Here is a 25,567-nt window from a genome sequence, read left to right on the forward strand (position 1 = left end):
ATGTTGGAAACTGCTCGTTCGACAAAGGCGAGTTGTGGAATGGAACGCAGCAGAACGGCGTTACGCCGCCTGTTGCTGATACTGGATGCGATGCAGATGCGCATACAGGCCGCCGAGCCGCAGCAGTTCGGCATGACTGCCCTGCTCCGCGATCTTGCCCGCTTCCAGTACGAGGATGCGGTCAGCGCGCTCGATCGTCGACAGCCGGTGCGCGATGACGAGCGTCGTGCGGCCCTTCATCAGCGTTTCGAGCGCGGACTGCACGTGCCGCTCGGACTCGGAGTCGAGCGCCGACGTCGCTTCGTCGAGGATCAGGATCGGGGCGTCCTTATAGATGGCGCGCGCGATGGCGAGCCGTTGACGCTGGCCGCCCGACAAGCGCATACCGTTGCCGCCGATCAAGGTATCTATGCCATCCGGCAGCGAGCCAATAACATCGGAGAGGTTGGCTGCGGCCAGCGCCGCCAGCACGCGATCGCGGTCCGGAACGGTGCCGTAAGCAACGTTGGCAGCGATCGTATCGTTGAAGAGCACGACGTCCTGGCTGACCATCGCGATCTGTGCGCGCAGATCATGCAGCGCGTATTCGGTAATCGGGGCGCCGTCGACGAGCACCTGGCCGCCGGCCGGATCGAAGAAGCGCGGCAGCAGGTTGACGAGCGTGGTCTTGCCGCTTCCGGACGGCCCCGCGAGCGCCACCATTTCGCCCGGCGCGACCTTGAACGAGACGTCGTCGAGCGTGGCGCGTTCCTGCGTGCCGTAATTGAACGACACGTTCCGGAACTCGATGCGGCCTTCCGCGCGTGGAAGCGGGCGCCCGCCTCCGGCCGGCTCCGGCGGTTCATCGATAAGACCGAAGATCAGTTCGGCGGCCGTCACGCCGCGCTGCAGCGGCTGGTTCACGTCGATCAGATGTTTGAGCGGCGAAATGACGAGCAGCATCGACGTGACGAATGCGACGAAGCCGCCGACCGTCGTCTGGTCGCTCGCGGATTGCAGCACCGCAATCGTGATGACGACGGCGAGCGCGATCGAAGCAAGAAACTGCGTCAGCGGCTGCGCGAGGCCGCCGGACACCTGCATGCGCATCGCGTAGCCGCGCAAGCGGCCGCTCATCTCGGCGAAGCGCCCCATCTCGTACGGCTCGCCGTTGTGCACCTTCACGACCTTGTAGCCGCCGACCGTCTCTTCGACGATATACGACAGATCGTTGGTCAACATCTGATGCTCGCGGTTCAGCCGCCGCAAGCGCCGGTTGATCTTTGAAACGAGCCAGCCGATGGCCGGCAAAATGACCGCGACGATCAGCGTGAGACGCCAGTTGAGAATGAACAGGTAGCCGAGCAGGAACACGACGGTCAGCGAATCGCGCACCAGCGTCACGACGACGCCGGACAACACCTGCAGGATCTGATTGACCTCGAAGACGATCGCGTTGATGACCGTGCTCGCCGTTTCACGCTGGAAAAAGCCGGCGCTCGTGTGGATCATGCGGTCGAACATCTGCAGGCGCAACTGCAGCAGGATCTTGTTCGATACATACGAAAGAAAGTAGCCGGCAGCATACTGCGCGGTGCCGCGCACCAGCGCGAGGCCGATCACCGCGACGGGCACGATCCACCTCGCCTTGTCGCTGCTCTTCGTGCCGAAACCATGATCGAGCAGCGGCTTGAGCAGCATCGGGATGCCGGCTTCGCTCGCGGCGACGAAGCCCATCGCGAGGAGACCGAGGAGCACGAAGCCCATGAGCGGCCGCAGATACGGCCAGAGCCGCCGCATGACGGCAGTGGACGATGAGTTCTCGCCCTCGCCGATGGTCTTTCTTAATGTCTGCTTCTCGCTCAAATGATCCTCTGCCGTTGCGTTGTCCCGGCGCGCGCGCCGCCAGCCGGGCGAAGAACCGCGCCGGGCGGCATGGCCCCGCGCCACAACAATCCGCCATTGTAAACCGTTGGCTACCCGCGACTCATCCCGGCGCAAACGTAAATCTCGACCGATGGTCTTAAAATACGCGCCACGGTCCACTCGGCTTCAATTCATGACGCACGCCAGCCTCGGCATCGCCATCATCACGCACAACGCGGCTGCACGGCTCGCGCAATGCCTCGACTCCGTTTCCTTCGCCGACGATATCGTCGTGATCGACGGCAGCAGCACCGATGCGACCGTGGATATCGCCAAGGCGCACGGCGCGCGGGTGCTGATCCGGCGCGAGTGGCCGGGCTTCGGGCCGCAGAAGAATCGCGCGCTCGATGCGCTGTCGACGGACTGGGTGCTGTCTATCGACGCCGACGAAGTCGTGACGCCGGAACTGGCCGCGTCCATCCGGGCTGCGATGGACAATCCGCGCGCCGATGTGTATGCAGTGGACCGGTTATCAAGTTTCTGCGGCCAGTGGATCAGGCACAGCGGCTGGTATCCCGACTGGATTCCGCGCCTCTTCAAACGCGGCTGCGCGCGCTTCTCGGATGATCTCGTGCATGAGCGCCTCGTCGTGCAGAGCGGGACGCCCGTCGCGCGGCTCGAAGGCAAACTGTTGCACTACTCTTACGAAGACTTCGAAACGGTGCTGCGCAAGCTCGACGCGTACTCGACGGCCGGCGCATTGCAGCGCCATGCCGCGGGCAAGCGGGGAAGTCTCGGCATTGCGATCACGCGCGGATTCTGGGCGTTCGTCAGGACTTACGTGCTGCGGCGCGGTTTCCTCGACGGTCGAGCGGGCTTCATGATCGCCGTCTTCAACGCGCAGACCGTGTATTACCGCTTCGTCAAGCTCGCGCGCCTGAACGAAGCGGCCAATCAATAAACGATCTCGATCTCGCTCCCCGCGAACTCCCCGCGCAACGCGGTGATGAGTTCGTCGGTCGGTTTCACGCGCCAGGCATCGCCGAGCCGCACTTCGCCTTCGGCGTGCTCGCTGCGATACACGATGCTCACGTTCAGCCCGTTCGGAATCGGCGCCTGTTGACGCGAGCGCCCGTTTTCGCGCGACGGCGCCGCGACCGGAGCCGCAGGCGCCTCCGCCCCCGCCGTATGCGCTTCCAGCACGCGCTTGAGACGCAGCGCATCGGCGTTGCCGTTCATCTCGACCTTCACCGACTGCGCATAGCGGCTGCGGGCGCGTTCGAGGTCCATCGCGGTATCGACGGTAAAGCGAATGCCGCCCGTGAACGCATCGTTGCGCGCCTGGCCTTGCACGACGAGCAGTTCGTCTTCCTTGAACAGCGCCTTGTTCGCTTCGAACTGCTCGTTGAACACGGTCACTTCGCACTGGCCGGTGCCATCGTCGAGATTGACGATCAGCATCTTGCCGCGCTGGGTCATCTGGGTGCGCAATGAAGAAATCACGCCCGCCACCAGCTTGTCGCGCCCTTCCTTCAGTTCGCCGATCTTCTGACGCACGAAGCGCCGCACTTCGCCTTTGTACGCATCGAAAAGATGGCCCGAAAGGTAGAAACCGAGCGCCGTCTTCTCTTCCTGCAGACGCTTCTTGTCCGACCACGCGGGTTCATCGACGTATTCGTGCTTCGCAAGCGGCGCGTCGCCCATGTCGAACAGGCCGGCCTGCATCGCGTTGGCGGCGGCCTGATCGGCGGCTTCCATCGCCATCGGCACGGACGCGAGCAATTGCGCGCGATTCGCGTGGACGGTGTCGAACGCGCCGGCGCGAATCAGCGCCTCCACCGTCCGGCGATTCACGACGCGGCGGTCGATGCGCTCGCAGAAATCGAAGAGATCGACGAACGGACCGTCTTCGCGTGCGCGCAGAATTTCTTCGATGGCGTTCTGGCCGCTGCCCTTCACCGCGCCGAGACCGTAGCGGATGGTCCTCGAACGCTTGCCGTCGGCTTCGGCGACCGGCTCGAAGCGATACGCCGAACGGTTGATGTCCGGCGGCAGCACGGCCATGCCGTTGCCGATGCAATCCTCGAAGAGGATCTTCACCTTGTCCGTGTCGTCCATGGCAAGCGACATGTTGGCCGCCATGAATTCCGCCGGATGATGCGCCTTCAGCCACGCCGTGTAGTACGCGAGCAGCGCATACGCCGCCGCGTGCGACTTGTTGAAGCCGTAGCCCGCGAACTTCTCCATCAAATCGAAGATTTCGTCGGACTTCGCGCGCGACAGACCGTTCTTCGCCGCGCCCTCGGCGAACAGTTCGCGATGCTGTGCCATCTCCTCGGGCTTCTTCTTGCCCATCGCGCGACGCAGCAAGTCCGCGCCGCCGAGCGAGTATCCGCCGATGATCTGCGCCATCTGCATCACCTGCTCCTGATAGACCATGATGCCGTAGGTCTCTTGCAGAACAGGTTCGACGCGCGGGTCCGGATACTCGACGATCTCGCGCCCGTGCTTGCGCGCGCAGAAGCTCGGTATCAGGTCCATCGGCCCCGGACGATACAGCGCCACCAGCGCGATGATGTCCTCGAAGCGGTCCGGCTGCGCGTCCTTCAGCATGCCCTGCATGCCGCGGCTTTCCAGCTGGAACACGGCGACGGTGTTCGCCTTCTTGAGGATCGTGAACGAAGCGGGATCGTCCAGCGGCACCTGCGCGAGGCTCCAGTCCTTCTTCGACGGATCGAGCCGGCGAATGTAACGTTCAGCCCAGTCCAGAATCGTGAGGGTGGTCAGGCCCAGAAAGTCGAACTTGACGAGGCCGACGGCTTCCACGTCGTCCTTGTCGTACTGGCTGACGACGCCGCCGTCCTCGCCCTGCGTATAGAGCGGGCAGAAATCCGTGAGCTTGCCGGGCGCGATCAGCACGCCGCCCGCGTGCATGCCGACGTTGCGCGTCAGCCCTTCCACGCGCTGCGCGAGTTCGAGCAGCTGATGCACCTCGTCTTCGGAATCGAAGCGCTCCTGCAGCGTCGGCTCTTCCTTCATCGCATCCGCGATGGTCACGTGCTTGCCCGGCTTGAACGGAATCAGCTTGGCGATGCCGTCCGTGAACATGTAGCCGAGATCGAGCACGCGGCCGATGTCGCGCACTGCCGCCTTCGCGGCCATCGTGCCGAAGGTCGCGATCTGCGAGACGGCGTCCGCGCCGTACTTGCCTTTCACGTATTGAATGACGCGGTCGCGCCCTTCCTGACAGAAGTCGATGTCGAAGTCGGGCATCGACACGCGTTCAGGGTTCAGGAACCGCTCGAACAGGAGGTTGTAGCGCAGCGGGTCGAGGTCCGTAATGCCGAGCGCATACGCGACGAGCGAACCCGCGCCCGAGCCGCGGCCGGGCCCCACGGGCACGCCGTTGTTCTTCGCCCACATGATGAAGTCGGCCACGATCAGGAAGTAGCCCGGGAAGCCCATCTTGATGATCGTGCCGCACTCGAAGTCGAGGCGCTTGTAATACGTCTCACGCTGCGCTTCGCGCTCGCCTTCGTCGGGATAAAGCTGTGCGAGCCGCACTTCCAGCCCTTCCTTCGACAACTGCACGAGGTAGTCGTCAAGCGACATGCCATCGGGCGTCGGGAAAAGCGGCAGCTTCGGCTTGCCGAGTTCGAGCGTGAGATTGCAGCGCTTCGCAATTTCGACGGTGTTCGCGAGCGCCGACGGGATATCCGCGAACAGCGCGCACATCTCGTCCTGCGTGCGGAAGTACTGGTCCGTCGTGAAGCGTTTCTGACGGCGCGGATTCGCGAGAATGTCGCCTTCCGAAATACAGACCCGCGCTTCGTGCGCGGTGTAGTCGTCGGGGGTCATGAACTGCAGAGGATGCGTTGCTACCACGGGTAAGCCGAGCTTCGCCGCGAGCGCGACGGCTTCCTGGATATACGCCTGTTCGCCCGGCTGGCCGGCGCGCTGCAGTTCGATATAGAACGCGTTCGGAAAGAGTTTCGCCCATCGCCCGGCGTGGCGCTCGGCGCTCGCTTCGTTGCCCGCCGCGAGCGCGAGACCGATGTCGCCGCCCTGCGCACCCGACAGCGCGAGCAGTCCCTCGGCCAGCCCTTCTTCGAGCCATTCGACCATCACTTCCGCGCGGCCGCGATACTGATTCATGAGCCACGCGCGGCTCAGCAGTTCGCACAGATTCAGATAGCCGGTCTTGTCGCGCACGAGCAAAAGCAGGCGCGAAGGCTTGTCACGATCGTCGGGATTCGTGATCCAGACATCGCAGCCGGCGATCGGCTTGATGCCCTTGCCGCGCGCTTCCTTGTAGAAGCGCACGAGACCGAAGGCGTTGGCGAGATCGGTGAGCGCAAGCGCGCCCTGACCGTCCTTCGACGCGGCCTTGACGACGTCGTCCAGCCGCACGATGCCGTCGGCAATCGAGAATTCGGAGTGGACGCGGAGATGAACGAAGCGGGGATCTGACATGGCCGACATTGTACATCCGGGTCATTGCAAAAACCCTCGGCCAGGCCGCGTTAGCCGAACGGACGAGGGGCTCGGCGCGGTCGAATTTGCGCACGCGCAAGGCTTTGCGCCAGGCGGCGCACGCCTCGCTCGAATCGACCGCGCCGTTTGCGGGATAATAGAGGTTTCGCGCGGCTGGCCGCTGCCGCGTCTGTCTCGTTTCTACGCGTTTCGCCGTCTTTCACCATGAACATTCTGAATCTCTCCGCCTATAAATTCGTCACCATCGAGGACGGCGCCGCCTGGCGGCCGCTCGTCACCGAACGCTGCAACGCGCTCGGGCTGAAGGGCACGATCCTGCTGGCGCCGGAGGGCATCAACCTGTTCATTTCGGGGCCGGTCGCGCAGGTGCGCGAGTTCATCGACTACATCCGGACCGACGCGCTCTTCGGCGGCCGTTTCGCCGATTTGCAGTTCAAGGAGAGCCTGTCGGACACGCAGCCGTTCCGCCGCATGCTGGTCAGGCTCAAGCGCGAAATCATCACGATGAAGAAGCCCGCGATCAGGCCCGAACTCGGCCGCGCGCCTTCTGTGGATGCCCCGACGCTCAAGGCCTGGCTCGACCGCGGCCACGACGACGCGGGCCGCCCGGTCGTGATGCTCGACACGCGCAATGCGTTCGAAGTCGATGTCGGCACGTTCGACAACGCGCTCGACTATCGCATCGCGAAGTTCAGCGAGTTTCCGGAAGTGATCGAGCAGAACCGCGCCGATCTGGAAGGCAAGACAGTGGTCTCGTTCTGCACCGGCGGCATTCGCTGCGAAAAGGCTGCGATTCACATGAAGGAAGTGGGTATCGAGCATGTCTATCAGCTCGAAGGCGGCATCCTGAAGTACTTCGAGGAAGTGGGCGGCGCACATTACAACGGCGACTGCTTCGTGTTCGATTACCGCACGGCGCTGAACCCGAGCCTCGAGCCGACCGAGACGGCGCAATGTTTCGCGTGCCGCGCGGTGGTGAGCGTCGAGGACCAGCAGTCGCCCTATTACAAGGCGGGCGAGGCTTGCCCGGCCTGCCACCCCGAAGCGAAGGCGGCATAACCGCCTGTACATGACCTATCGCGGCCGCTTCGCGCCCTCGCCGACCGGCCCGCTGCATGCGGGATCGCTCGTGAGCGCGCTCGCGAGTTATCTCGATGCACGCGCGCACGGCGGAAGCTGGATCGTGCGAATCGAAGATGTCGATGCGCCCCGCACCGTGCCCGGCGCCGCCGAGGATATCCTCGCGACGCTCGGCGCTTTCGGCATGCATTCCGACGAGCCGCCCGTCTGGCAAAGCCGGCGCAATGCCGCCTACGCCAAGGCGTTCGAAGCGTTGCAGGCGCAACACCTGATCTATCCGTGCGGCTGCACGCGCCGCGAGATCGCGGATTCGCTCGTGCAAGCCCACGCGCGTCACGCGACGCTGGCGTATCCGGGAACCTGCCGTACGGGCCTGAATGGCCGCCCCGCCCGCGCGTGGCGTTTGCGCGTGCCGGACGGCGATGCGGCGTGCATCGCGTTCGTGGATCGCTGGCAGGGGCCGCAGTCGCAGAATCTGGCGACCGAAGTCGGCGATTTCGCACTGAAACGCGCAGATGGCTTGTGGGCGTATCAACTGGCTGTCGTTGTCGATGACGCCGACGCGGGCATCACGCACATCGTGCGCGGCGCGGACCTGCTGGATTCGACCGCGCGTCAGATCTATTTACAGCGATGCCTCGGCGTGCCGACGCCGTCGTATCTGCATGTGCCGGTGCTCACCAACGAGGCTGGCGAAAAGCTCAGCAAGCAGACCGGCGCGGCGCCGCTGAGCCGCAACGCTCCGCTCGACGCGCTCGTGCAGGCGGCGCGGCATCTCGGCATCGATGCATCGTCGGCCCGCTCGCTCGATGGCTTCTACGCCGCCGCGACGGACGATTGGGCGCGGCGCTTCGCGCGGTAGGCAAAAAAAACGGCAGCTGTAAGAAGCTGCCGTTTTTCTTGGATCACGACGTCTTTCGCGGCATGCCAAGCCCGCCCAGCAACGCCGCGAGCGGCTGCTTGGACGTGCTCTTGCGCTCCGGTTCAGGCGTCTCTTCCTGCCGCTTCATCGCCGACGGCGACGGCTCATACGGCTTCAGGAAAAATTCGTCGATGGGTTGCTGACGCCCGCGCGGCCGGTCGTACGAACCTGAGCCCGGCGAAGTGCGCCGGCGCGATCCCGCGTCTTCCCGCGCGCCATGACGATGCTCCGTGCGCTCGCCGCGCGCCGGACGCTCGTCGCGCCGTGCGCCGTCGCGACGAGCGGGCGCCGTCACATGAAGCGTCTGCACTTCGAGCGGACGCTTGATGAGCTTCTCGATGTCGGCAAGCTGCTTGCGTTCGTTGGCGCTGCAGAGCGACAGCGCATCGCCCGATGCGCCCGCGCGGCCCGTGCGGCCGATGCGGTGCACATAATCCTCGGCGTTGAACGGCAGATCGAAGTTGATCACCGCCGGCAGTTCGGCGATGTCGAGACCGCGCGCCGCGACATCGGTGGCGACGAGCGCCTCGATTTCGCCGCGCTTGAAGGCATCGAGCGCCTGCATGCGTTCACCCTGCGTGCGGTCGCCGTGAATGGCGGTCGCCACGATGCCGTCGCGCTCCAGCACACGCGCAAGTCGGCTCGCGCCGATCTTGCTGTTGCAGAACACGATCACCTGCTTCAGCTCGCGCTCGCGGATGATCTGCGCCACCGCGCCGGATTTATCGCTCTCGTGCACCTCGTAGACGATCTGGCGTACGTTCGCGTTCGTCGAGTTGCTGCGCGCGACCTCGATCGTCTGCGGGTTGCGCAGATACGTCGCAGCGAGTTTCTTGATTTCGGGCGAGAACGTCGCCGAAAAGAGCAGCGTCTGACGTTCCTTCGGCAGCAGATTCAGGATGCGCTGCAAGTCCGGCAGAAAGCCCATGTCGAGCATGCGGTCGGCCTCGTCGAGCACGAGCATCTGCACCTGGCCGAGGTTGAGCGTCTTCTGCTGGACGTGATCGAGCAGGCGGCCCGGCGTCGCGATCAGAATTTCGACGCCCCGGCGCAACGCCTCCGATTGCGGATTCATGTCGACGCCGCCGAACACGACCGTGCTGCGCAGCGGCGTGTGCTTCGAGTACGTCTGCACGTTGGCGGCGACCTGATCGGCGAGTTCGCGAGTCGGCGTCAGCATCAGCGCGCGGACCGGATGGCGCGCCGGCGATGCGCTCGTGTTCGCCATCGGCAAAAGGCGCTGGATGATCGGCAGCGAGAAGCTCGCGGTCTTGCCGGTGCCGGTCTGAGCCGCGCCCATTACGTCGCGGCCCGCCAGGACGACGGGGATGGCTTCGGCCTGGATCGGTGTGGGCGTGGTGTAGCCGGATTCGCTCACCGCCCGGAGGATGTCGGCGGACAGGCCGAACTGGTCGAACGTGAGCGCGGCCTTGGCTTGTTCGGTGGGCGTGGTCGTGGCGACGGAATCAGACATGGTGACTTTATTGGCTTTCGCTAAAGGGTCCGCTCGATGCGGCGCGCGTAACGGACGGTTGGGATGGTCCGGTCGGTCACGCGTGAATGTTTCGATGACGCGAAAAGGTCCGCGACGTAATGTGCAAGAGGTTCAGCGCCCGGTGTGTGCGCGTTGCAATTCGCAGGCCGGCCGGTGCGTCGCAGCTTGCGCTTCGCTGCGGCACGACGAACGCCTTCGATGGAACACCGCTTCGATGACGCTCTCGCGACACCGGACGCGCGTTGCCGCGCGCCAGGCGAAACGGCGTTCTGCCGCTGCTTGCCCGCCGGGCGCTGCACGCGATCGACTCGCCATCGCAGGCGCCAGGTCATTGCCGGGAAACCGTGCATTGTAGCACCGGCCCGGGAAGCGCTCCGGCCCTTCCGCGCGGCGCGTCCGTGTCATTTCGCCCGGGCCTGGCAGTCCGCAAGCAGCGGCGGCGAATCTTTCGGCGCGGTATCGTCGTACAGATTCGCCTGCGGACCCTTGGTCCACCAGACGAAGCGATCGGCAACGTACCTCGCGCCCGAACCCGCCATCACGCTGACGAACAGCAGCTTGCGCCCGTCGACGGTCAGTGCGGCGAAGCTCTGCCGATTGCGGGTGTTCGTGTACTGCACCGACACGGTCTTGCCGTCCTTGCAGTCATAGCGCGTGGTTTGCGTCGATTCGGCCTGAATCTGCGGAACCGTGAGCGGCATGGCGAGCGCGGTTTGTGCGGCCATGCCGGCGATAGTGAATGTGAGAAAGCGCTTCATGTGAATCATGGATCGATGACTTCCGCGCAAGCGTCGGTCGGCGCAGCCGCGACATGGCCGACCACCGGCACGATTTTCAGCCCCGCCGATACGATCCGGCACGGCGCGGCTGCCAGTCCGCAGCCCGAAAGTCCAACACATGCCGCGACGAGCGCGGCCAGCCCCAAGCGTTTCACCCTCTTCTCCCGTCGATGGACGATGGACGATGCCGTCACTTCGTCGAAACCGGCCGCACCTTCGATGCCGCCAGCTTGGCCCGCTCGCGCGCTTGACCGGTGTCGGCGCCCGTCGCGACAGCGACGCCCATGCGGCGCTTCACGAAGCTCTCCGGCTTGCCGAAGAGCCGCAAGTCCGCGCCCGGCACCGCCAGCGCCTCGCGCACGCCTTCGAACGCGATGCCCGCTTCGTCGATGCCGCCATAAATGACCGCCGACGCGCCCGGCGCGCTCAGCGAGGTATCGACGGGCAAACCGAGAATCGCTCGCGCATGCAGTTCGAACTCGGAGAAGCGCTGCGTCGCCAGCGTGACGAGGCCGGTATCGTGCGGGCGCGGGCTGACTTCGGAGAACCAGACGTCGTCGCCGCGAACAAAAAGCTCGACGCCGAAGAGTCCGCGCCCGCCGAGCGCCGTCGTGACTTTCGCCGCGACGTCGCGCGCTTTCTCCAGTGCGGCAGGAGCCATTGCCTGAGGCTGCCACGATTCGACGTAATCGCCCGCCACCTGCACGTGCCCGATCGGCTCGCAGAAGTAGGTTTGCGTCTCTCCGCTCACGGGATCGGCGGCGCGCACGGTCAGTTGCGTGATTTCGTATTCGAAGTTGATGAAACCCTCGACGATCACCCGCCCGTGGTTCACACGCCCGCCCGCCATCGCGTGATTCCAGGCCGGCTCGATATCCGCCTCGCTCCGCAGCACGGACTGGCCCTTGCCCGACGACGACATCACCGGCTTCACGACGCACGGAAAGCCGATAGTCGCGATCGCGGCCTTCATCTCGTCGAGCGATTGCGCGAACGCATACGGCGATGTCGGCAGGCCGAGCGTTTCTGCGGCAAGGCGGCGGATGCCTTCGCGGTTCATCGTGAGTTGCGTGGCGCGCGCCGTCGGAATGACGGTCGCCGTGCCCGCCGCTTCGATTTCAGCGAGCGCGTCCGTTGCGATGGCCTCGATCTCCGGCACGATCAGATGCGGCCGCTCCTTTTCGACGAGCGCGCGCAAGGCGGCGGGATCGGTCATGTCGATGACATGCGCGCGATGCGCGACCTGATGCCCCGGCGCATTCGCGTATCGATCGACCGCGATGACTTCGACGCCCAGCCGCTGCAACGCGATGATCACTTCCTTGCCCAGTTCGCCCGCGCCCAGCAACATGACGCGCGTGGCGTGGGAAGAAAGCGGCGTGCCGATCGACGAAGCGAGTTCTCTTGCTGCGTTGTTTCCGGCGTGATCGGTCTGCATGCGTGCTCCAATGAAAACGGTTGTGCGTCCGCTTCGAAGGCGTACGCAAGCCCTTCGAGTAGCGATTGGCGGCGATGTTAACACGCACCGCTCGCCGCTTCCGCTCTGCCATTCGGCATATTGACAAGCAGTATTGACTCGCGCTTGCTGCCCGAATTCCCGGCTGCGTCATCGGGAAGCGTCATCGGGAATATGGCCGCCGATCATTTTGTTGCATCTCGACGCTGGACACAGCGTAGGACGCGTGCGGTACGCTTACGCTTTCGCCAGCTTCAGGATCATCGATGTCCCCGCATTTCCCCCGCGCATCGCTTCCGCTCTCCTCATGGCCGTCGACGAAACTGCTGTCGCGCTGCACCGGCGCGGCGCTCGTCGTGGCGAGCCTTCTGAGCGGATGCGCCATGCCGCATCATCCCGACGCGAGCGCGCCGCCCACGGATCCGTACAACCCCGCCGCGACGCAATTACTCGACGACACGCAATGGGAACTCACCGCGTGGACCGAGGCGAGCGGACAGCCCCGCGCAATTCCAGCCGTCGCAGAGGGCGGGCATCCGATCACGCTGGACTTTTCGACGGAAAGCGGTCGCCGGCGCGCCAGCGGCTTTTCCGGATGCAATCGCTACACCGGCGCGTACGATCTTAAAGACGGCAAGCTCAGCTTCGGGCCGCTTGCCGGCACGCGCATGGCGTGTCCGTCGCAGTCGAGCGGCGCGCTCGAGCAGCCGTATCTCAACGGCCTTGCGCACGTGGCGAAGAGCGGCGTCCAGATGAACCCGCCGCAATCGCTCCAGTTGACGCTCGAAGACGGCCAGGTGCTCACCTTCGCAGCACGCGCCAAATGACCGCGGGCGTCGCGACCCGCCGCAAAGCTGTTGCGCGCTAACGCCATCGCGCGTCGGTTTAGTCGCGACCCGTTAAACTGCTCGATCGATATGCCCGGCCCGCTCGCATGATGCGGGCGGCCGGGCAGCAGTTCCATCCGTTTCACCCAAACCTGGTTCAATCCTTAGCATGCACACGGTAGTTCTTGGCTGGTTCGGTGCATCAGTCGTCTGGTTCCTTGCGCTTTTCTGGCGCGTCGTCAAATCGGTGCTGCCGGGCGGTGCGGGGCTGCGCGGCCCCGGCACGATCCGGCTGTGGCTGGGTTTCTTCTGCGTGCTGCTGTCGAGCGCCGCGCTCGAAGGCGCGCTCGCCGGCGCGATCGAAGCGCAGGAGAACGTCAATCGCGGCGGGCGCGCGCTTGCAAGCGGGCTGGCTGGCATCGCGCAGCCGGCGGGGGCCGTCGCGCTCGCGGCGCTCGTGCTTGGGATCAGTCTTCCCTGGCTCGTCGGCTTCAGTTGGCGTTCGGTGCTTCGCTGGGTCGAGGAAGCGTTCGGCTTCGGCCTGCCGCAAAGCTGGACCACGCCGCCCGAGGAGTCCGAGCGCGAGCCGCGTGCGCGCGACCAGGCAGGCGCGAAATCGAAGTCCGGCAAGATGCGCTGGCGGGAGCGCCGCACGCGCGAGCCGGCGGGTGGAGCATCGGCGGTGCGCGGCATCGGCGGGGAACATTTCGACGCCATGAGCCTGCGCGCGTCGCACGACGAGTCGACGCTCGGCATGTCGCCGGGCAATCGAAGCGGGCGTTATCAGCGGCCGACCGTGTGGCGTCCGCCTGCGACCGGCAAGCCTACGACGCGGCGCGCGGAAGCCGCTGCCGCGAACATTGCGGCGACGGCGGAAGCGTACTCGAAGCGCCCCGCCTTCGAACGTGCGGGGGCGGCAGTGCCGGCGGCGTTCGTTGAACCCGTCGCGCCGGACGGCTGGCTCAATTCGCTGTCGACGTCGGCGGCTGCGCTTGGAGCGTCGAAGTCCGGTGGCAAGGCAACGGGGGGCGGCGCGAGTGACGTCCCCGTGGTCCGGGCGCCTTCGCTATCGACAGTGACGGCTTCGGCTGCTGCGACTGCTTCGGCTGCGTCGGCTGCTGCGGTCAATCGATCACCGGTAACGCCTGCACGCGCGCCGCTGCCTTCCAAGGCGCCACTTTCGACAAGCACGAGCGCGATGGCGCCACCCCGCTCTCCGACCGCGCCGTCGCCGTCTCCGATGTCGCGCGGCATCGCGAAACGGGCTTCGTCAGGCGACGTGACGAGAAATACCGTTGCGCGCGATCCGCGGCCCCAGCCTTTCGCCGCGCCGGCCTTCTCCCGCGCCCCCGCGCCGTCGAAGCCGCCGCCACCGCCCGAAGCAATTCAGGCGACTCTGCGCTCGATCGAAGAAAACGCGGCGCTCTGGACTTCGCTTGCCGGGGCGAGCCTCGCTCGCGATCATGAAGCTCAGGCGCTGCCGGAGAATGCAGCGGGCTCTGGAGCGAATGTAACGTCGCGTCCTGGCGGCTCGGGTGCCTTAGGTCAGTCCGCCCTGCTCTCTTCGCTGCGGGGAGACGGCGTGACGAAAGATGCTTCGGCGGCTATGCCTAAACACGAGTCGCGTCAGGATGCTGAGGGAATCGCGCCTTTCGCAGCGGAAACGGCTCACGCGCCAACCAATGACGGGTGGCCCCAACCGCGCGTACAGGCGCTCGTTGGCTCCGCTTTCGAAAGCCATGATGTCGCGACGCATGACACTGGCGTGCATCCGACAGACAAGCCCGCCGATGCCGACGCATCTTCAGTGAAAGGCCCGCAGCCCTCGTCGCGATCGGTGGAGGCTGACGTTTCCATCTTCACCGCTCCTGCTGCGACCGCGCCGGAAAGCTTTGGCGATACGCCGCCGCTCGAACCTGCTGCAAGCGCGGAACAAAGGCCGATCGATACGCGCATCGAAGCAGCGGCGGCAGTCAGTCAAGCGCGGGTCAGTGATGCAATGCAATCGCCAAGCGATGCAGCACTTAGTGACGCCGAGGCAACGCCAGCAATTGCGCCCGAAACCGTTGCGACCGAGGCTCCACGCAGTTCCGAACCGCAGTGGCCTTTCGATGCCGCCGCGTTTGCGCCTTCGCGTGTGTCGTCCACAGAGCGTACGGACGAGAACGCAGCATCGCTGCCGGTCGATCCGCCCGAACCTGAGCGCAATGCGCCCACTGAAGACGTCACAACTGCGGGCGTCGAACTGCCCGACCAACCGTCCTGGCTCGAATCGCCGATGAGCGCCGCCGAGCGCCCGAGTGAACTCGACGCGCCCGCACTCGACGAGCCAACGCACGCCCAAGCGCCTCCCGCCGTGACCAGCGCCATCGCACTGACCGCGCTCGGCGCGCCACCGGTCTCGGCCCCGCCGCCTCCGCCAGCCGGGCGATCGACGCGTGCGGACGCAGCGGTATCGGCGAACGATGATCCGCGAGAACCCGCATGGCCTCCCGCGCCCGCGATGCAGCCGCTGCCGCCGGCAATGCCTGCATTCGAACCCGCGAGCTATGCCTTCGACGCCGCGCCGATCCTCCCGCCCCCGTTCCCCGACGCGCTGCTGGAGCAGAGCGAGACGCCGCCCTGGTTCGACGACACCGCGTCCATCCCGCCAGCGCCTCCGGCATTTGCCTCACCCGCCGAGACGCGGCCGGAGCCACAGCCACAGCTACAGCCACAGCAGCAGGCAAGCCGCGAAACGCCGCCCGCCACCGTCGAGCTGCCCATGCCCGCACCCGCGCCCGAACCGCGCCAGCCCGTGCGCGGTTTCGCCGGCGCGGCGTTCGAGTTCCACGCGCCGCAAGCATCGGCGGTTGAGTTGCCGACGCTCGACCTGCTCGAACCCGCTTCCGATGAAGTCGAGCCCGTGTCAGAAGAGCGCCTCGCCGATACCGGCCAGTTGATCGAACAGCGTCTGCAGGAATTCAAGGTGCCGGTGACGGTGGTCGGCGCGTCGGCGGGGCCGGTCATCACGCGCTTCGAAGTCGAGCCGGCGCTCGGCGTGCGCGGCAGCCAGATCGTCGGCCTGATGAAAGACCTGTCGCGCGGGCTCGGCCTCACGTCGATCCGCGTCGTCGAGACGATCCCCGGCAAGACCTGCATGGGCCTCGAACTGCCGAACGCGAAGCGCCAGATGATCCGCCTGTCCGAAATTCTGGAGCAGGACGTGTATCGCTCGTCGAAGTCGAACCTGACGATCGCGATGGGCAAGGACATCGTCGGCAATCCGGTCGTGACCGATCTCGCCAAAGCGCCGCACATGCTCGTCGCGGGCACGACCGGTTCGGGCAAGTCGGTCGCGATCAACGCGATGATCCTCTCGCTGCTCTACAAGGCGAAGCCCGAGGACGTGCGCCTCATCATGATCGATCCCAAGATGCTGGAACTCTCGGTCTACGAGGGCATCCCGCATCTGCTTGCGCCCGTCGTCACCGACATGAAGCTCGCCTCCAACGCGCTGAACTGGTGCGTCGGCGAAATGGAGAAGCGGTATCGGCTGATGTCGGCGGTCGGCGTGCGCAATCTGCAAGGCTTCAATCAGAAGGTGCGCAACACGGAAGCGGCGGGCAAGAAGCTGTCGAACCCGTTCTCGCTGACGCCCGACGCGCCCGAGCCGCTGTCGACGCTGCCGTTGATCGTCGTCGTCATCGACGAGCTCGCCGATCTGATGATGGTCGCCGGCAAGCAGATCGAACAGTTGATCGCGCGGCTCGCGCAGAAGGCGCGCGCGGCCGGCATCCACCTGATTCTCGCGACGCAGCGTCCTTCGGTCGATGTCATCACCGGCCTCATCAAGGCGAACATTCCGACGCGCGTGGCGTTCCAGGTGTCGTCGAAGATCGATTCGCGCACGATTCTCGACCAGATGGGCGCGGAATCGCTGCTCGGCGCGGGCGACATGCTGTTCCTGCCGCCCGGAACCGGTTATCCGCAGCGCGTGCACGGCGCGTTCGTCGCGGACGACGAAGTGCATCGCGTGGTCGAATATCTGAAGCAGTTCGGCGAGCCGGAGTACGAGGAAGGCATTCTCTCTGGCCCGACGGCCGAAGGCGGTTCGCAGGACCTGTTCGGTGAAACGCCCGATGCGGAAGCCGATCCGCTCTACGACGAAGCGGTCGCGTTCGTCGTGCGGACGCGGCGCGCGTCGATATCGTCGGTGCAGCGGCAGTTGCGCATCGGCTATAACCGCGCCGCGCGGCTCGTCGAACAGATGGAAGCCGCTGGACTCGTCTCGCCGATGGGCAGCAACGGCAATCGCGAAGTGCTCGCGCCGCCCGGCCCCGGCGAGTGAGCGCGTCAGGCCGCCGTCACCATAAACGCAGCTTGCGCAACAGCAGGATCGTGATGGCGGCGCACCCCGCCATCACGCCGATGACGATCCAGAACGAATGCGGATCGTGCGTGCCGGGCAAGCCGGCCACGTTCATGCCGAAGATGCCCGTCACGAGCGTGGCGGGCAGCAGCAACGCCGACATGATCGCGAGCCACAGCAGCTTGCGGTTGATGTCTTCCGACAACTGAGCCGCGATTTCGTCCTGCAGCAGCTTCGCGCGTTCATAGAGTCCTTCCAGCCCGCCGCCCAGCCCGTTGAGCACCTGAATGGCCTGCACCAGCGCTTCCATCGAGCGCGGTTCGGCCCATTCGAGCCGGCGCGTGACGAGTTGCGTCAACGCATTGCGCTCCGGGTCGATGAAGCGCTTTACCTCCACCAGACGCCGCCGCACGTCGCCCAGCTGCGTGCGCCAGTTCGCGTGGCTGTTTTCGAGCACGCCTTCTTCGACATCATCGAGGCGATCGCCGATTTCATCGATGCGGTCCACGAAGGTCTCGTTCAGCGCGCGAATCAGGCCCGCGAAGAGATCGACGGTATCGCGGAACGTCGCGCCTTCGAGGACCGCGTGACGCAGCCGGTCGGTCGATTGCAAAGGACGAGCGCGCACGGTGATCATGCGATGCCGGTCGACGTAGAAGCGCAGCGCGCCGGTCGCGCGATTGGCCTCGCGCGCTCCGGGCGACGCGGCTTGCTGCGCGGCGGCGACCAGTTCGAGATCCGCGACCACGCCGTAGATGAAGTTCGCGCCCATGTGCACGCGCGGCCGCTTGTCCTCGCCGTTGAGGAATTCGCGTGCGACGTCGGGCATCGAGGTGACGCCTTCAAGCCAGCTTTCGACGGTATCGTCGTTCGCGGAGAGATGCAGCCAGGTGATACCGTCGCCGGCGATGGCCCTGCGCGCTTCATCCCACGAAAGGCGGATTGCATCGCCGCCGGCGAAGTCGAAGGCGCTGATGAAGCCGGGCGGCGCCGGATCGCTGCGGCTGGTGCCGGTGCTGGTGCGTGCCGTCGCGTCGGAGTTGCGGATGGTGTCCAATCTTGCTTGTGCCTTTCAATGCTATTGACGATGGCGGCTTCGAATCGCGCGCCGCTGCGGCATCGTACTAAAACTCGTAGCGGCCGAAGAAGAATGCGACATCGCCATCGTTGAGACCGGGAATGCGCGGGATGAACGTTCCCAGGAACGACGTCCGCCGGTAGCGCACCGATGCAACCGGAAACGCGAGCGGCAGCGGCAGATAATGCGCGACATCGCTGCGCGCGGTGAAGCCCGCGAAGAAGCCGCCGCCGACCTGCAATCCGCCGATCACCGGGTTCGTGTACCACTGGCGCGCATAGCCGACGATCGGCTCGAAGTTGTGATGCGAGTCCGAAAAGGCCATCGCGAAGAGCAGGTCTTCGTTGCCGTTCGCGTCGACCCAGTGCTTGCCCGCGCCGCCGCCCCATGACCACGGATTCAATTCACTGCGATTCGCGTAGCCGTCGATGTGCCAGCCATAGCCGGTTACGTATAAGTCCCAGGTGCCGTCGTGCGCGACGCGCATCACGCGTTCGCACGCCGACGACAACCAGTCGTGCTTGTAGTCGCACTGCGCTTCGCCGGCATGCGCCGCGAACGACAGACTGAGCAAGGAAACCGTGACCGCCTTGACCGCTATTTTTGTCATCGTTACTGGGCTGCGTGGCTAACGGGTACGGCGCAATGCGTCACGACGGAGAGACGAACTTAAAATCCACGGGTGATCCGATCGACAGCCGTTTTGGGTCCGAGGCGAGTTCGCCCGTCGCGGGATCGCGCCGGAAGAAGAACGCGCTGTCGCTCTCCTGATTGCCGATGACGAGCCAGCGCCCACCCGGCTCGATCGCGAATTCGCGCGGCGTCTTGCCGAGCGTCGGATAACGCTTCAGCAGCTTCAGGCGGCCGTTCGCCGGATTGACCGCGAACGCGACGAGTTCGTTTGCGTCGCCACGGTTCGTCGCGTAGAGAAAGCGCCCGTCCGGCGACAGATGCAGCGCGCCGCCGCCCACCTTGCCCTTGAAACCGGGCGCGGTCATCGGCAGCGATTGCGTTTCCGTGAGCTTGCCATTGGCGTAATCGAAGACAAGCACCGACGCGTTCATCTCGGTCGTCAGATAGGCGTGCTTGCCGCTCGCGTCGAAGATCAAATGGCGCGGGCCGGAGCCGGCCTTGACCGGCGTGTAGCGCGAATCGGTCGGACCAAAGAGGCCGCGGCTGCCATCGGGCGTGTAGCGATAACCGAAGACCTTGTCGACGCCCAGATCCTGCGCGAAGAGATATTTGCCGTCGGGCGAGAAGACCGTCGAATGGACGTGCGAGTTGTCCTGCCGGCCCTTCACCGGCCCGCTGCCTTCGTGATGCACCGTCAGCACGGATGCGCCGACATGCCCGTCCGCAGCGAGCGGAAAGACGGCGAAGCTGCCGCCCGGATTGGCCGCGACCGAATAGTTGGCGGTGAGCAGATACTTGCCGTCGGGCGAGATCGCGAGATAGCAGGGATCGTTGCCCTCTGCCGACACGCGATTGAGAAAGCTGAGTTGCCCGCTCGCGCGATCGAAGCGGAACGCGCTGACGCCGCCGCGTTGCGACGCGGGGCCGTTGTCGCCCGGAAGCTCGTTGACCGCGTACACATAGTTGTTGTCGCGGCTGACGACGAGATACGAAGGGTTCACCGTCTGCGCCGACGCGATGCGCGTCAGTTCGCCGTTGCCCGCATCGAAGCGATAGACATAGATGCCTTCGCTCTTGCCGCCGCCCGTGTAAGTGCCGATGAGCAGGTCATAGACGTCGCTCGCACCGGCGGCGTTCGTGACGCCGCTCGCAGCGGACCACGGCGCGGCTGCGCCCGGCGTCTGCGCGAAGGCGTGGGCGGCGGCGAGCGAGAGCATCAACGCGACGCCCTTGGCCCAGCGCACTGTCCGCACGGGCTGGCGCGCGGTTTGCAATGGCGCATTCGTCGCGGCGCAGGAATGGATCGGTTGCATGAAACCTCCACGTCGTCTATTTGCTGCTTGTTATCAAGGGCGGGTGTCGGCCGGCAAGATCGGCGGTGTGCGACAGCAAGTTGCGGACCGCGCGAATCGCAAGCGGGACGCGACAGACAGACCGCATAAGTCGAACGAACAAAAGGAACTGACGCGATGAACATTCACCTGAGCCTCGGACCGGTCGTATCGCTGATCGCGGGCATTCTCATCCTCGTGATGCCGCGGCTGCTCAACTTCATCGTGGCGATCTATCTGATCGTCATCGGGCTGATCGGTTTGTTCGGTTCGGGTGCGGCCCATCTATAGCACACGTTGACAGCACACGTTGCCCTGTGACGCCGATTTGCGCTGACGGTTCCGCGCACGCGTCTTGCCTTCAGACTGAAAGCAAAAACGCACGCGAGCGATGAATCCGCACGCGTGCGTTTGCAATGAAAGTCAGCGATACGCCGCCTGTCTTTTACGAGCGGCAGCGACGTGGTTCAACCGTTCGCGAGTTGATCCAGCCGCAAGCGGCCTTGCAGCGACAACGCCCCGACCGACACGCCGCTCGCGCCGAAGCTGTAGCGGTGGAAACATCCGCGCTCGGTGAGAAAGATCGCGGTGGTGTCCATCGCGTTGCGGGAAAGGCCGAGCCGTTTGTGATCGAGCGCAAGCAAGGCGTCGCTATCGCGCACACCGCTTGCGGCGGAAAGAATGGCGATGCAGTCAGCTTTCGACGGATTGAGCATGGAGATCTATTCCTCGAAACGCGTGCAACGATGAGAGAGAAGGCACGCTCGCCTTACACGAGCTTTCATTCAAACATCAGGCAATATTTTTATCAACCGCGGCATCGGCGCATGCCTAGTCTTTATCCGCCAACGAGACGCGGCACGGCGTCGCACTTGGTGTCGCGTCGGGCCGCACAGCGCGCGAACGTCACGTTTTCTGCTCGCCACGAACGATTGCGGCAGAATGCGGCCACATGCACATGCACACGCGCTTCTCGCCACGCCAGTGAAATCGCGCGGCGTTCCCGTCCATCCGGCGCATCGCGCGCCGCACGCCAGAAGACGTCAGCTTATGCCCGCACTAATCGAAGACTACGCCATGGTCGGCGACGGCCACACCGCTGCTCTCATCGCCCGCGACGGCTCGGTCGACTGGCTCTGCTGGCCGCGCTTCGACTCCGGCGCATGCTTCGCCGCTCTGCTCGGCACGCCCGAGCACGGTCGATGGCTGCTCGCGCCATCGATGCCCGATGGAGAATCTCCCGTTACGCGCCGGCGCTATCGTGACGACACGCTCATCCTCGAAACGGACTTTGAAACGCCGCAGGGCGCCGTCACGGTCGTCGATTTCATGCCGGCGCGCAACGGTCATTCGGAACTGGTGCGGATTGTCGTCGGCAAGCGCGGCACCGTACAAATGAAGATGGAACTGGTTCTGCGCTTCGACTATGGATCGGTTGTGCCGTGGGTGTGCCGGCTGTCGAACGACAGCGGCATCCGCGCGATCGCCGGCCCGGACCTCGCGGTGCTGCGCACGCCCGTCGAACTCGTCGGCGAAAACATGCGCACGACTGCCTGCTTCGATGTCAGCGCCGGCGAGCGCGTGCCGTTCTCGCTGTGCTATTCGCAGTCGCATTTGCGTCTGCCGCCCGCGCACGATCCGCACACGCAACTCGCGCGCACTGAAAACCACTGGCGCGAATGGGCCGCGCAAGGCGAAGTGAAGGGCCGCTGGGCCGGCGCGATCCGCCGCTCGCTCATCACGCTGAAGGCGCTTGCCTATGAGCCGACGGGCGGCATCGTCGCCGCGCCGACGACATCGCTGCCGGAGCAACTCGGCGGCACGCGCAACTGGGACTATCGCTATTGCTGGCTGCGCGACGCCACCATCACCCTGCTCGCGCTGATGCGCGGCGGCTATTACGACGAAGCCCGCGCCTGGCGCGCATGGCTCGGGCGCGCGATGGCCGGCTCGCCGTCGCAGGTGCAGATCATGTATGGCATCGCGGGGGAGCGTCGGCTGGCCGAATGGGAGGTTCCGTGGCTGCCGGGCTACGAAGGCGCGCAGCCGGTTCGTATCGGCAACGGCGCGGTCGAGCAACTGCAGCTCGACGTCTATGGCGAAGTGATGAATGCGCTGCATCTTGCGCGCGTCGGCGGCCTGCAAAGCGACGATACCGCGTGGTCCATCCAGTGCGCGCTGCTTCGGCATCTCGACACCGTCTGGCAGGAACCCGACGAAGGCATCTGGGAAGTGCGCGGCGGGCGCCAGCACTTCACGTTCTCGAAAGTGATGGCGTGGGTCGCCTACGACCGCACGATCCGCTCGGCGGAGAAGTTCAACCTGCACGGGCCCATCGACCACTGGCGCGAAATGCGCGACCGGATTCACGCGGACGTCTGCGAGAAAAGCTGGAATGCGCAGATGAACTCGTTCGTGCAGACCTATCACGGCGATGCGCTCGACGCCAGCCTGCTGCTCATCCCTCTTCTGGGCTTTTTGCCGCCCGATGATCCGCGGGTGACCGGCACCGTACATGCGATCGAGACCGATCTGACGCACGATGGACTCGTCAAGCGCTACCACACCACCGAGGTGGCGGACGGTCTTCCGCCTGGAGAAGGCACGTTTCTGGCTTGTAGCTTCTGGCTTGTCGACAATCTGGCGCTGCAAGGAAGGCTCGAGGAAGCGTACGCGATGTTCGAGCGCCTCGTCGGCCTGGCCAACGATGTCGGCCTGCTCTCGGAGGAGTACGACACGGTGGCGAAACGCATGGTCGGCAATTTTCCGCAGGCGTTCACGCATGTTGCGCTGGTGCACACCGGGATGAACCTGATGCGTCACGAGGAAGGCATGGCGAAGGCCACCGGCCGGCCGTCGACATCGGAGGATGCGGAAGCGGACGTCGTCGTCGATGCCGCCGCCGCAAAAGACTAAGAATCGATGCAAGCGATTGTTTTCATTGGCGGAAGGCCATACCGCCGTTAAAATTGATGCAATGCAACAACGTGTTGCGAGAAAGCTGGTAGTTTCTACCGAATGGTTGTACTGACAGGTTAATGGGCGGAAAATCTTGCTTTCGTTGATTTTTCCGCCAGTCTAGCCGTATGGCGGCAGCACCTTTGCACCTGGCAGCGCGGGAAAGCCGCCGCGCCGCGAGGATTTTTTGATCGCCGTCGATTCCGAAAGCAGCAAGCGGGTTCGGCGGGCAGACCGGTACGTACCGAAGTCATTGGGGCGAAAATGCTTTACCAAATCCACGAATTTCAGCGGGCCATGCTGTCTCCCCTCACCGCATGGGCCCAGGCCGCGTCGAAGTCGTTCGTGAATCCGGCCAGCCCCCTCGCCTACGTTCCCGGCTCCACGCGCTTCGCCGCCGGCTATGAACTGCTCTACCGGCTCGGCAAGGACTACGAGAAACCCGAATTCGGCATCCATCAGATCGTCAAGGACGGTCATAACATTCCGATCGTCGAGCAGACGGTCGTCGAGAAGCCGTTCTGCCGGCTGTTGCGCTTCAAGCGCTTCGCCGACGACAGCGCCACTGTCACCAAGCTGAAGGACGAGCCGATCGTGCTGGTGTGCGCGCCGCTGTCCGGCCATCACTCGACGCTGCTGCGCGATACCGTGCGCACGCTGTTGCAGGACCACAAGGTGTACATCACCGACTGGCTCGACGCGCGCATGGTGCCGATCGAGAACGGCGGGTTCCATCTGGACGATTACGTCGAATATATTCAGGAGTTCATCCGCCACATCGGCGCGAAGGACCTGCACGTCATTTCCGTGTGTCAGCCGACCGTGCCGGTGCTCGCCGCCATCTCGCTGATGGCGAGCCGCGGTGAAGCCACGCCCCGCACGATGACCATGATGGGCGGCCCGATCGACGCGCGCCGCAGCCCGACATCGGTCAACTCGCTCGCGAGCGAGCACTCCTACGAATGGTTTGAGAACAACGTCATCTACACGGTGCCGGCAAACTATCCGGGCGTGGGGCGCAAGGTGTATCCCGGCTTCCTGCAGCATGCGGGCTTCGTCGCGATGAACCCCGAGCGCCATCTGACCGCGCATTGGGACTTCTATCAAAACCTGCTGCGCGGCGACGATGACGACGCCGAACAGCATCGCCAGTTCTACGACGAATACAACGCAGTGCTCGACATGGCCGCCGAGTATTACCTGGAGACGATTCGCGTCGTGTTCCAGGAATTCCGTCTGGCCGAAGGCACGTGGGAAGTCAACGGCGAGCCGGTGCGCCCGCAGGACATCACGAACACGGCGCTTTTCACGATCGAAGGCGAACTCGACGACATCTCCGGCAGCGGCCAGACGCGCGCCGCGCACGACCTGTGCACGGGCATTCCGCAAAAGAATCAGCGTCATTTCACGGCGGAAAAGGCCGGCCACTACGGCATTTTCTCGGGCCGGCGCTGGCGCACGATGGTGTATCCGCAATTGCGCGAGTTCATTCTCGAACACGACAAATCGCCGAAGACCGAAGCGGTTCCTGCGTGATTTCGGTTTAGGTACCGATTCCATTTTTTCAAATGAAAACGTCGCGCCTTTTGTAAGGCGCGACGTTTTTTTTCTGCCCTCCGGCGCAGCGTTTCAGCGACGCGTCAAATAGGCAAGCAGCAATTCCGTATTCATTTTCACCATCTGTTCGCGCTGCGTGGCCTCGCTGAAATCCAGGCCGAAGGTTGCTTCCAGGGTGAAACGATTCGACACGATGTAATACCCGAGCCCCGACAGCGTGATATAGAACTTGAGTGGATCCACATCGGTGCGAAACAGTCCGGCTTTTTGCCCGCGTTCGAGAATGTTCGTGAGCGTTTCGACGACCGGCGAAATCAGCTCGCGCGTCCGATTCGATGCCTTGATATATCTCGCTTCGTGCAGGTTTTCATTGTTGACCAGACGCAGCAGTTCGGGGTGATCGCGATAGTAATCCCAAACAAAATGCGCGAGCCGCGTCATTGCCTCGATGGGCGCGACGCCTTCGAGATCGAGCGATCGCTCCGCCTCGACCAGCGCGCTGAACGCATGCTCCAGCACGGCTGTGAATAGCTGCTCCTTGCTACCGAAGTAGTAATACAGCATGCGCTCATTGGTCTCCGCCCGCCGGGCGATTTGATCCACACGCGCGCCAAACAGGCCGCCCGCTGCAAACTCCTCCGCAGCGGCAAGCAGGATACGGCGGCGGGTTCCTTCAGGATCTCTTTTGATTTTCGGCTGATTCATGGTGGCATGAGTCGGGAGCCGCGTTGTCCGGATATGCGTCACGCGGCCCGCATTGG

19 protein-coding genes are annotated in these 25,567 nt (G+C 64.6%); 8 read left to right on the plus strand and 11 right to left on the minus strand.

Annotated features, from left to right (window positions below; translation table 11 throughout):
• Window positions 1–60: 60 nt before the first annotated feature.
• Window positions 61–1,779, minus strand: a complete 1,719-nt coding sequence (gene msbA / locus LDZ21_RS09400; RefSeq protein WP_404980562.1) for a lipid A export permease/ATP-binding protein MsbA — start codon at window positions 1,777–1,779, stop codon at window positions 61–63.
• A 259-nt stretch (window positions 1,780–2,038) separates the two neighbouring features.
• Between msbA and LDZ21_RS09405 the strand changes: the two genes are divergently transcribed.
• Window positions 2,039–2,806: a glycosyltransferase family 2 protein gene (locus tag LDZ21_RS09405; RefSeq protein WP_244792996.1), complete on the plus strand. Its 768-nt coding sequence runs from the start codon at window positions 2,039–2,041 to the stop codon at window positions 2,804–2,806.
• Here the strand turns inward: LDZ21_RS09405 and dnaE are convergent.
• Window positions 2,800–6,327 (minus strand): DNA polymerase III subunit alpha, encoded by a 3,528-nt coding sequence (dnaE, locus tag LDZ21_RS09410; RefSeq protein ID WP_244792998.1) that lies wholly within the window; start codon window positions 6,325–6,327, stop codon window positions 2,800–2,802. The two genes, LDZ21_RS09405 and dnaE, sit on opposite strands and share 7 nt — an antisense overlap.
• Before the next feature lie 216 nt (window positions 6,328–6,543).
• On the opposite strand from dnaE, the gene LDZ21_RS09415 reads away from it, so the two are divergent.
• Together LDZ21_RS09415 and gluQRS are read left to right on the plus strand one after the other, a co-directional pair.
• Window positions 6,544–7,398 carry a sulfurtransferase gene (locus LDZ21_RS09415; RefSeq protein ID WP_244793000.1) on the plus strand — a complete coding sequence of 285 codons (855 nt, stop codon included), beginning with the start codon at window positions 6,544–6,546 and terminating at the stop codon, window positions 7,396–7,398.
• Between the two features lie 10 nt (window positions 7,399–7,408).
• On the plus strand, window positions 7,409–8,281 hold the full coding sequence (gene gluQRS, locus LDZ21_RS09420) for a tRNA glutamyl-Q(34) synthetase GluQRS (RefSeq protein WP_244793002.1): 873 nt from the start codon (window positions 7,409–7,411) through the stop codon (window positions 8,279–8,281).
• Window positions 8,282–8,324: 43 nt separating this feature from the next.
• Here gluQRS and LDZ21_RS09425 read toward each other — a convergent pair whose 3' ends face one another.
• The 4 genes from LDZ21_RS09425 to purT form a co-directional block, all read right to left on the minus strand.
• Window positions 8,325–9,815: a DEAD/DEAH box helicase gene (locus LDZ21_RS09425; protein WP_244793004.1), complete on the minus strand. Its 1,491-nt coding sequence runs from the start codon at window positions 9,813–9,815 to the stop codon at window positions 8,325–8,327.
• 422 nt (window positions 9,816–10,237) lie between these two features.
• The gene (locus LDZ21_RS09430) at window positions 10,238–10,603 is read right to left on the minus strand and encodes an MliC family protein (protein ID WP_244793006.1); all 366 of its coding nucleotides are present in this window, start codon (window positions 10,601–10,603) and stop codon (window positions 10,238–10,240) included.
• Entirely contained in the window at window positions 10,600–10,770 is a 171-nt protein-coding gene (locus tag LDZ21_RS09435; protein ID WP_174447188.1) for a DUF6726 family protein, read from the minus strand. The genes LDZ21_RS09430 and LDZ21_RS09435 overlap by 4 nt, the downstream gene beginning before the upstream one ends.
• A 35-nt stretch (window positions 10,771–10,805) precedes the next feature.
• Window positions 10,806–12,053, minus strand: coding sequence for a formate-dependent phosphoribosylglycinamide formyltransferase (purT, locus tag LDZ21_RS09440; RefSeq protein WP_244793008.1), 1,248 nt, complete (start codon window positions 12,051–12,053; stop codon window positions 10,806–10,808).
• A gap of 284 nt (window positions 12,054–12,337) precedes the next feature.
• Here purT and LDZ21_RS09445 point away from each other — a divergent pair, with 284 nt between their 5' ends.
• Window positions 12,338–12,898: an META domain-containing protein gene (locus LDZ21_RS09445; protein ID WP_244793010.1), complete on the plus strand. Its 561-nt coding sequence runs from the start codon at window positions 12,338–12,340 to the stop codon at window positions 12,896–12,898.
• Window positions 12,899–13,067: 169 nt separating this feature from the next.
• On the plus strand, window positions 13,068–17,228 hold the full coding sequence (locus LDZ21_RS09450) for a DNA translocase FtsK (RefSeq protein WP_244793012.1): 4,161 nt from the start codon (window positions 13,068–13,070) through the stop codon (window positions 17,226–17,228).
• A gap of 16 nt (window positions 17,229–17,244) precedes the next feature.
• Here the strand turns inward: LDZ21_RS09450 and LDZ21_RS09455 are convergent, their stop codons facing one another.
• From LDZ21_RS09455 to LDZ21_RS09465, 3 genes are all read right to left on the minus strand, one after another.
• Complete coding sequence (locus LDZ21_RS09455) at window positions 17,245–18,306, minus strand: transporter (protein WP_244793014.1); 1,062 nt, start codon at window positions 18,304–18,306, stop codon at window positions 17,245–17,247.
• A 67-nt stretch (window positions 18,307–18,373) separates the two neighbouring features.
• Complete coding sequence (locus tag LDZ21_RS09460) at window positions 18,374–18,937, minus strand: antimicrobial peptide resistance and lipid A acylation PagP (protein ID WP_244793016.1); 564 nt, start codon at window positions 18,935–18,937, stop codon at window positions 18,374–18,376.
• Between the two features lie 40 nt (window positions 18,938–18,977).
• Window positions 18,978–20,273 (minus strand): lactonase family protein, encoded by a 1,296-nt coding sequence (locus LDZ21_RS09465; protein WP_244793018.1) that lies wholly within the window; start codon window positions 20,271–20,273, stop codon window positions 18,978–18,980.
• Between the two features lie 156 nt (window positions 20,274–20,429).
• Between LDZ21_RS09465 and LDZ21_RS09470 the strand changes: the two genes are divergently transcribed.
• Entirely contained in the window at window positions 20,430–20,582 is a 153-nt protein-coding gene (locus tag LDZ21_RS09470) for a DUF3096 domain-containing protein (protein ID WP_075583087.1), read from the plus strand.
• Window positions 20,583–20,758: 176 nt separating this feature from the next.
• Here the strand turns inward: LDZ21_RS09470 and LDZ21_RS09475 are convergent, their stop codons facing one another.
• On the minus strand, window positions 20,759–21,007 hold the full coding sequence (locus LDZ21_RS09475; protein WP_035960782.1) for a hypothetical protein: 249 nt from the start codon (window positions 21,005–21,007) through the stop codon (window positions 20,759–20,761).
• Window positions 21,008–21,341: 334 nt separating this feature from the next.
• Between LDZ21_RS09475 and LDZ21_RS09480 the strand changes: the two genes are divergently transcribed.
• Both LDZ21_RS09480 and LDZ21_RS09485 read left to right on the plus strand, forming a co-directional pair.
• On the plus strand, window positions 21,342–23,207 hold the full coding sequence (locus tag LDZ21_RS09480) for a glycoside hydrolase family 15 protein (RefSeq protein ID WP_244793020.1): 1,866 nt from the start codon (window positions 21,342–21,344) through the stop codon (window positions 23,205–23,207).
• Window positions 23,208–23,513: 306 nt separating this feature from the next.
• Entirely contained in the window at window positions 23,514–24,785 is a 1,272-nt protein-coding gene (locus LDZ21_RS09485; RefSeq protein WP_035960778.1) for a polyhydroxyalkanoate depolymerase, read from the plus strand.
• A gap of 93 nt (window positions 24,786–24,878) precedes the next feature.
• On the opposite strand, the gene LDZ21_RS09490 is transcribed toward LDZ21_RS09485, so the two are convergent.
• Window positions 24,879–25,511 carry a TetR/AcrR family transcriptional regulator gene (locus LDZ21_RS09490; RefSeq protein WP_035960777.1) on the minus strand — a complete coding sequence of 211 codons (633 nt, stop codon included), beginning with the start codon at window positions 25,509–25,511 and terminating at the stop codon, window positions 24,879–24,881.
• Window positions 25,512–25,567 lie beyond the last annotated feature (56 nt).

Origin of the sequence: Caballeronia grimmiae (assembly GCF_022879615.1) — a bacterium.
Classification (GTDB): Bacteria; Pseudomonadota; Gammaproteobacteria; order Burkholderiales; family Burkholderiaceae; genus Caballeronia; species Caballeronia grimmiae.

Bases quoted from the DNA above. Each gene is read 5' to 3' on its own strand.
- LDZ21_RS09475 (WP_035960782.1), bottom strand. From the start codon at position 21,007: ATGCTCAATCCGTCGAAAGCTGACTGCATCGCCATTCTTTCCGCCGCA.
- gluQRS (WP_244793002.1), top strand. From the start codon at position 7,409: ATGACCTATCGCGGCCGCTTCGCGCCCTCGCCGACCGGCCCGCTGCAT.
- LDZ21_RS09425 (WP_244793004.1), bottom strand. From the start codon at position 9,815: ATGTCTGATTCCGTCGCCACGACCACGCCCACCGAACAAGCCAAGGCC.
- purT (WP_244793008.1), bottom strand. From the start codon at position 12,053: ATGCAGACCGATCACGCCGGAAACAACGCAGCAAGAGAACTCGCTTCG.
- LDZ21_RS09460 (WP_244793016.1), bottom strand. From the start codon at position 18,937: ATGACAAAAATAGCGGTCAAGGCGGTCACGGTTTCCTTGCTCAGTCTG.
- LDZ21_RS09480 (WP_244793020.1), top strand. From the start codon at position 21,342: ATGCCCGCACTAATCGAAGACTACGCCATGGTCGGCGACGGCCACACC.
- LDZ21_RS09430 (WP_244793006.1), bottom strand. From the start codon at position 10,603: ATGATTCACATGAAGCGCTTTCTCACATTCACTATCGCCGGCATGGCC.
- LDZ21_RS09490 (WP_035960777.1), bottom strand. From the start codon at position 25,511: ATGAATCAGCCGAAAATCAAAAGAGATCCTGAAGGAACCCGCCGCCGT.
- LDZ21_RS09470 (WP_075583087.1), top strand. From the start codon at position 20,430: ATGAACATTCACCTGAGCCTCGGACCGGTCGTATCGCTGATCGCGGGC.
- LDZ21_RS09405 (WP_244792996.1), top strand. From the start codon at position 2,039: ATGACGCACGCCAGCCTCGGCATCGCCATCATCACGCACAACGCGGCT.
- LDZ21_RS09445 (WP_244793010.1), top strand. From the start codon at position 12,338: ATGTCCCCGCATTTCCCCCGCGCATCGCTTCCGCTCTCCTCATGGCCG.
- LDZ21_RS09415 (WP_244793000.1), top strand. From the start codon at position 6,544: ATGAACATTCTGAATCTCTCCGCCTATAAATTCGTCACCATCGAGGAC.
- LDZ21_RS09485 (WP_035960778.1), top strand. From the start codon at position 23,514: ATGCTTTACCAAATCCACGAATTTCAGCGGGCCATGCTGTCTCCCCTC.
- LDZ21_RS09465 (WP_244793018.1), bottom strand. From the start codon at position 20,273: ATGCAACCGATCCATTCCTGCGCCGCGACGAATGCGCCATTGCAAACC.
- LDZ21_RS09450 (WP_244793012.1), top strand. From the start codon at position 13,068: ATGCACACGGTAGTTCTTGGCTGGTTCGGTGCATCAGTCGTCTGGTTC.
- dnaE (WP_244792998.1), bottom strand. From the start codon at position 6,327: ATGTCGGCCATGTCAGATCCCCGCTTCGTTCATCTCCGCGTCCACTCC.
- msbA (WP_404980562.1), bottom strand. From the start codon at position 1,779: ATGCGGCGGCTCTGGCCGTATCTGCGGCCGCTCATGGGCTTCGTGCTC.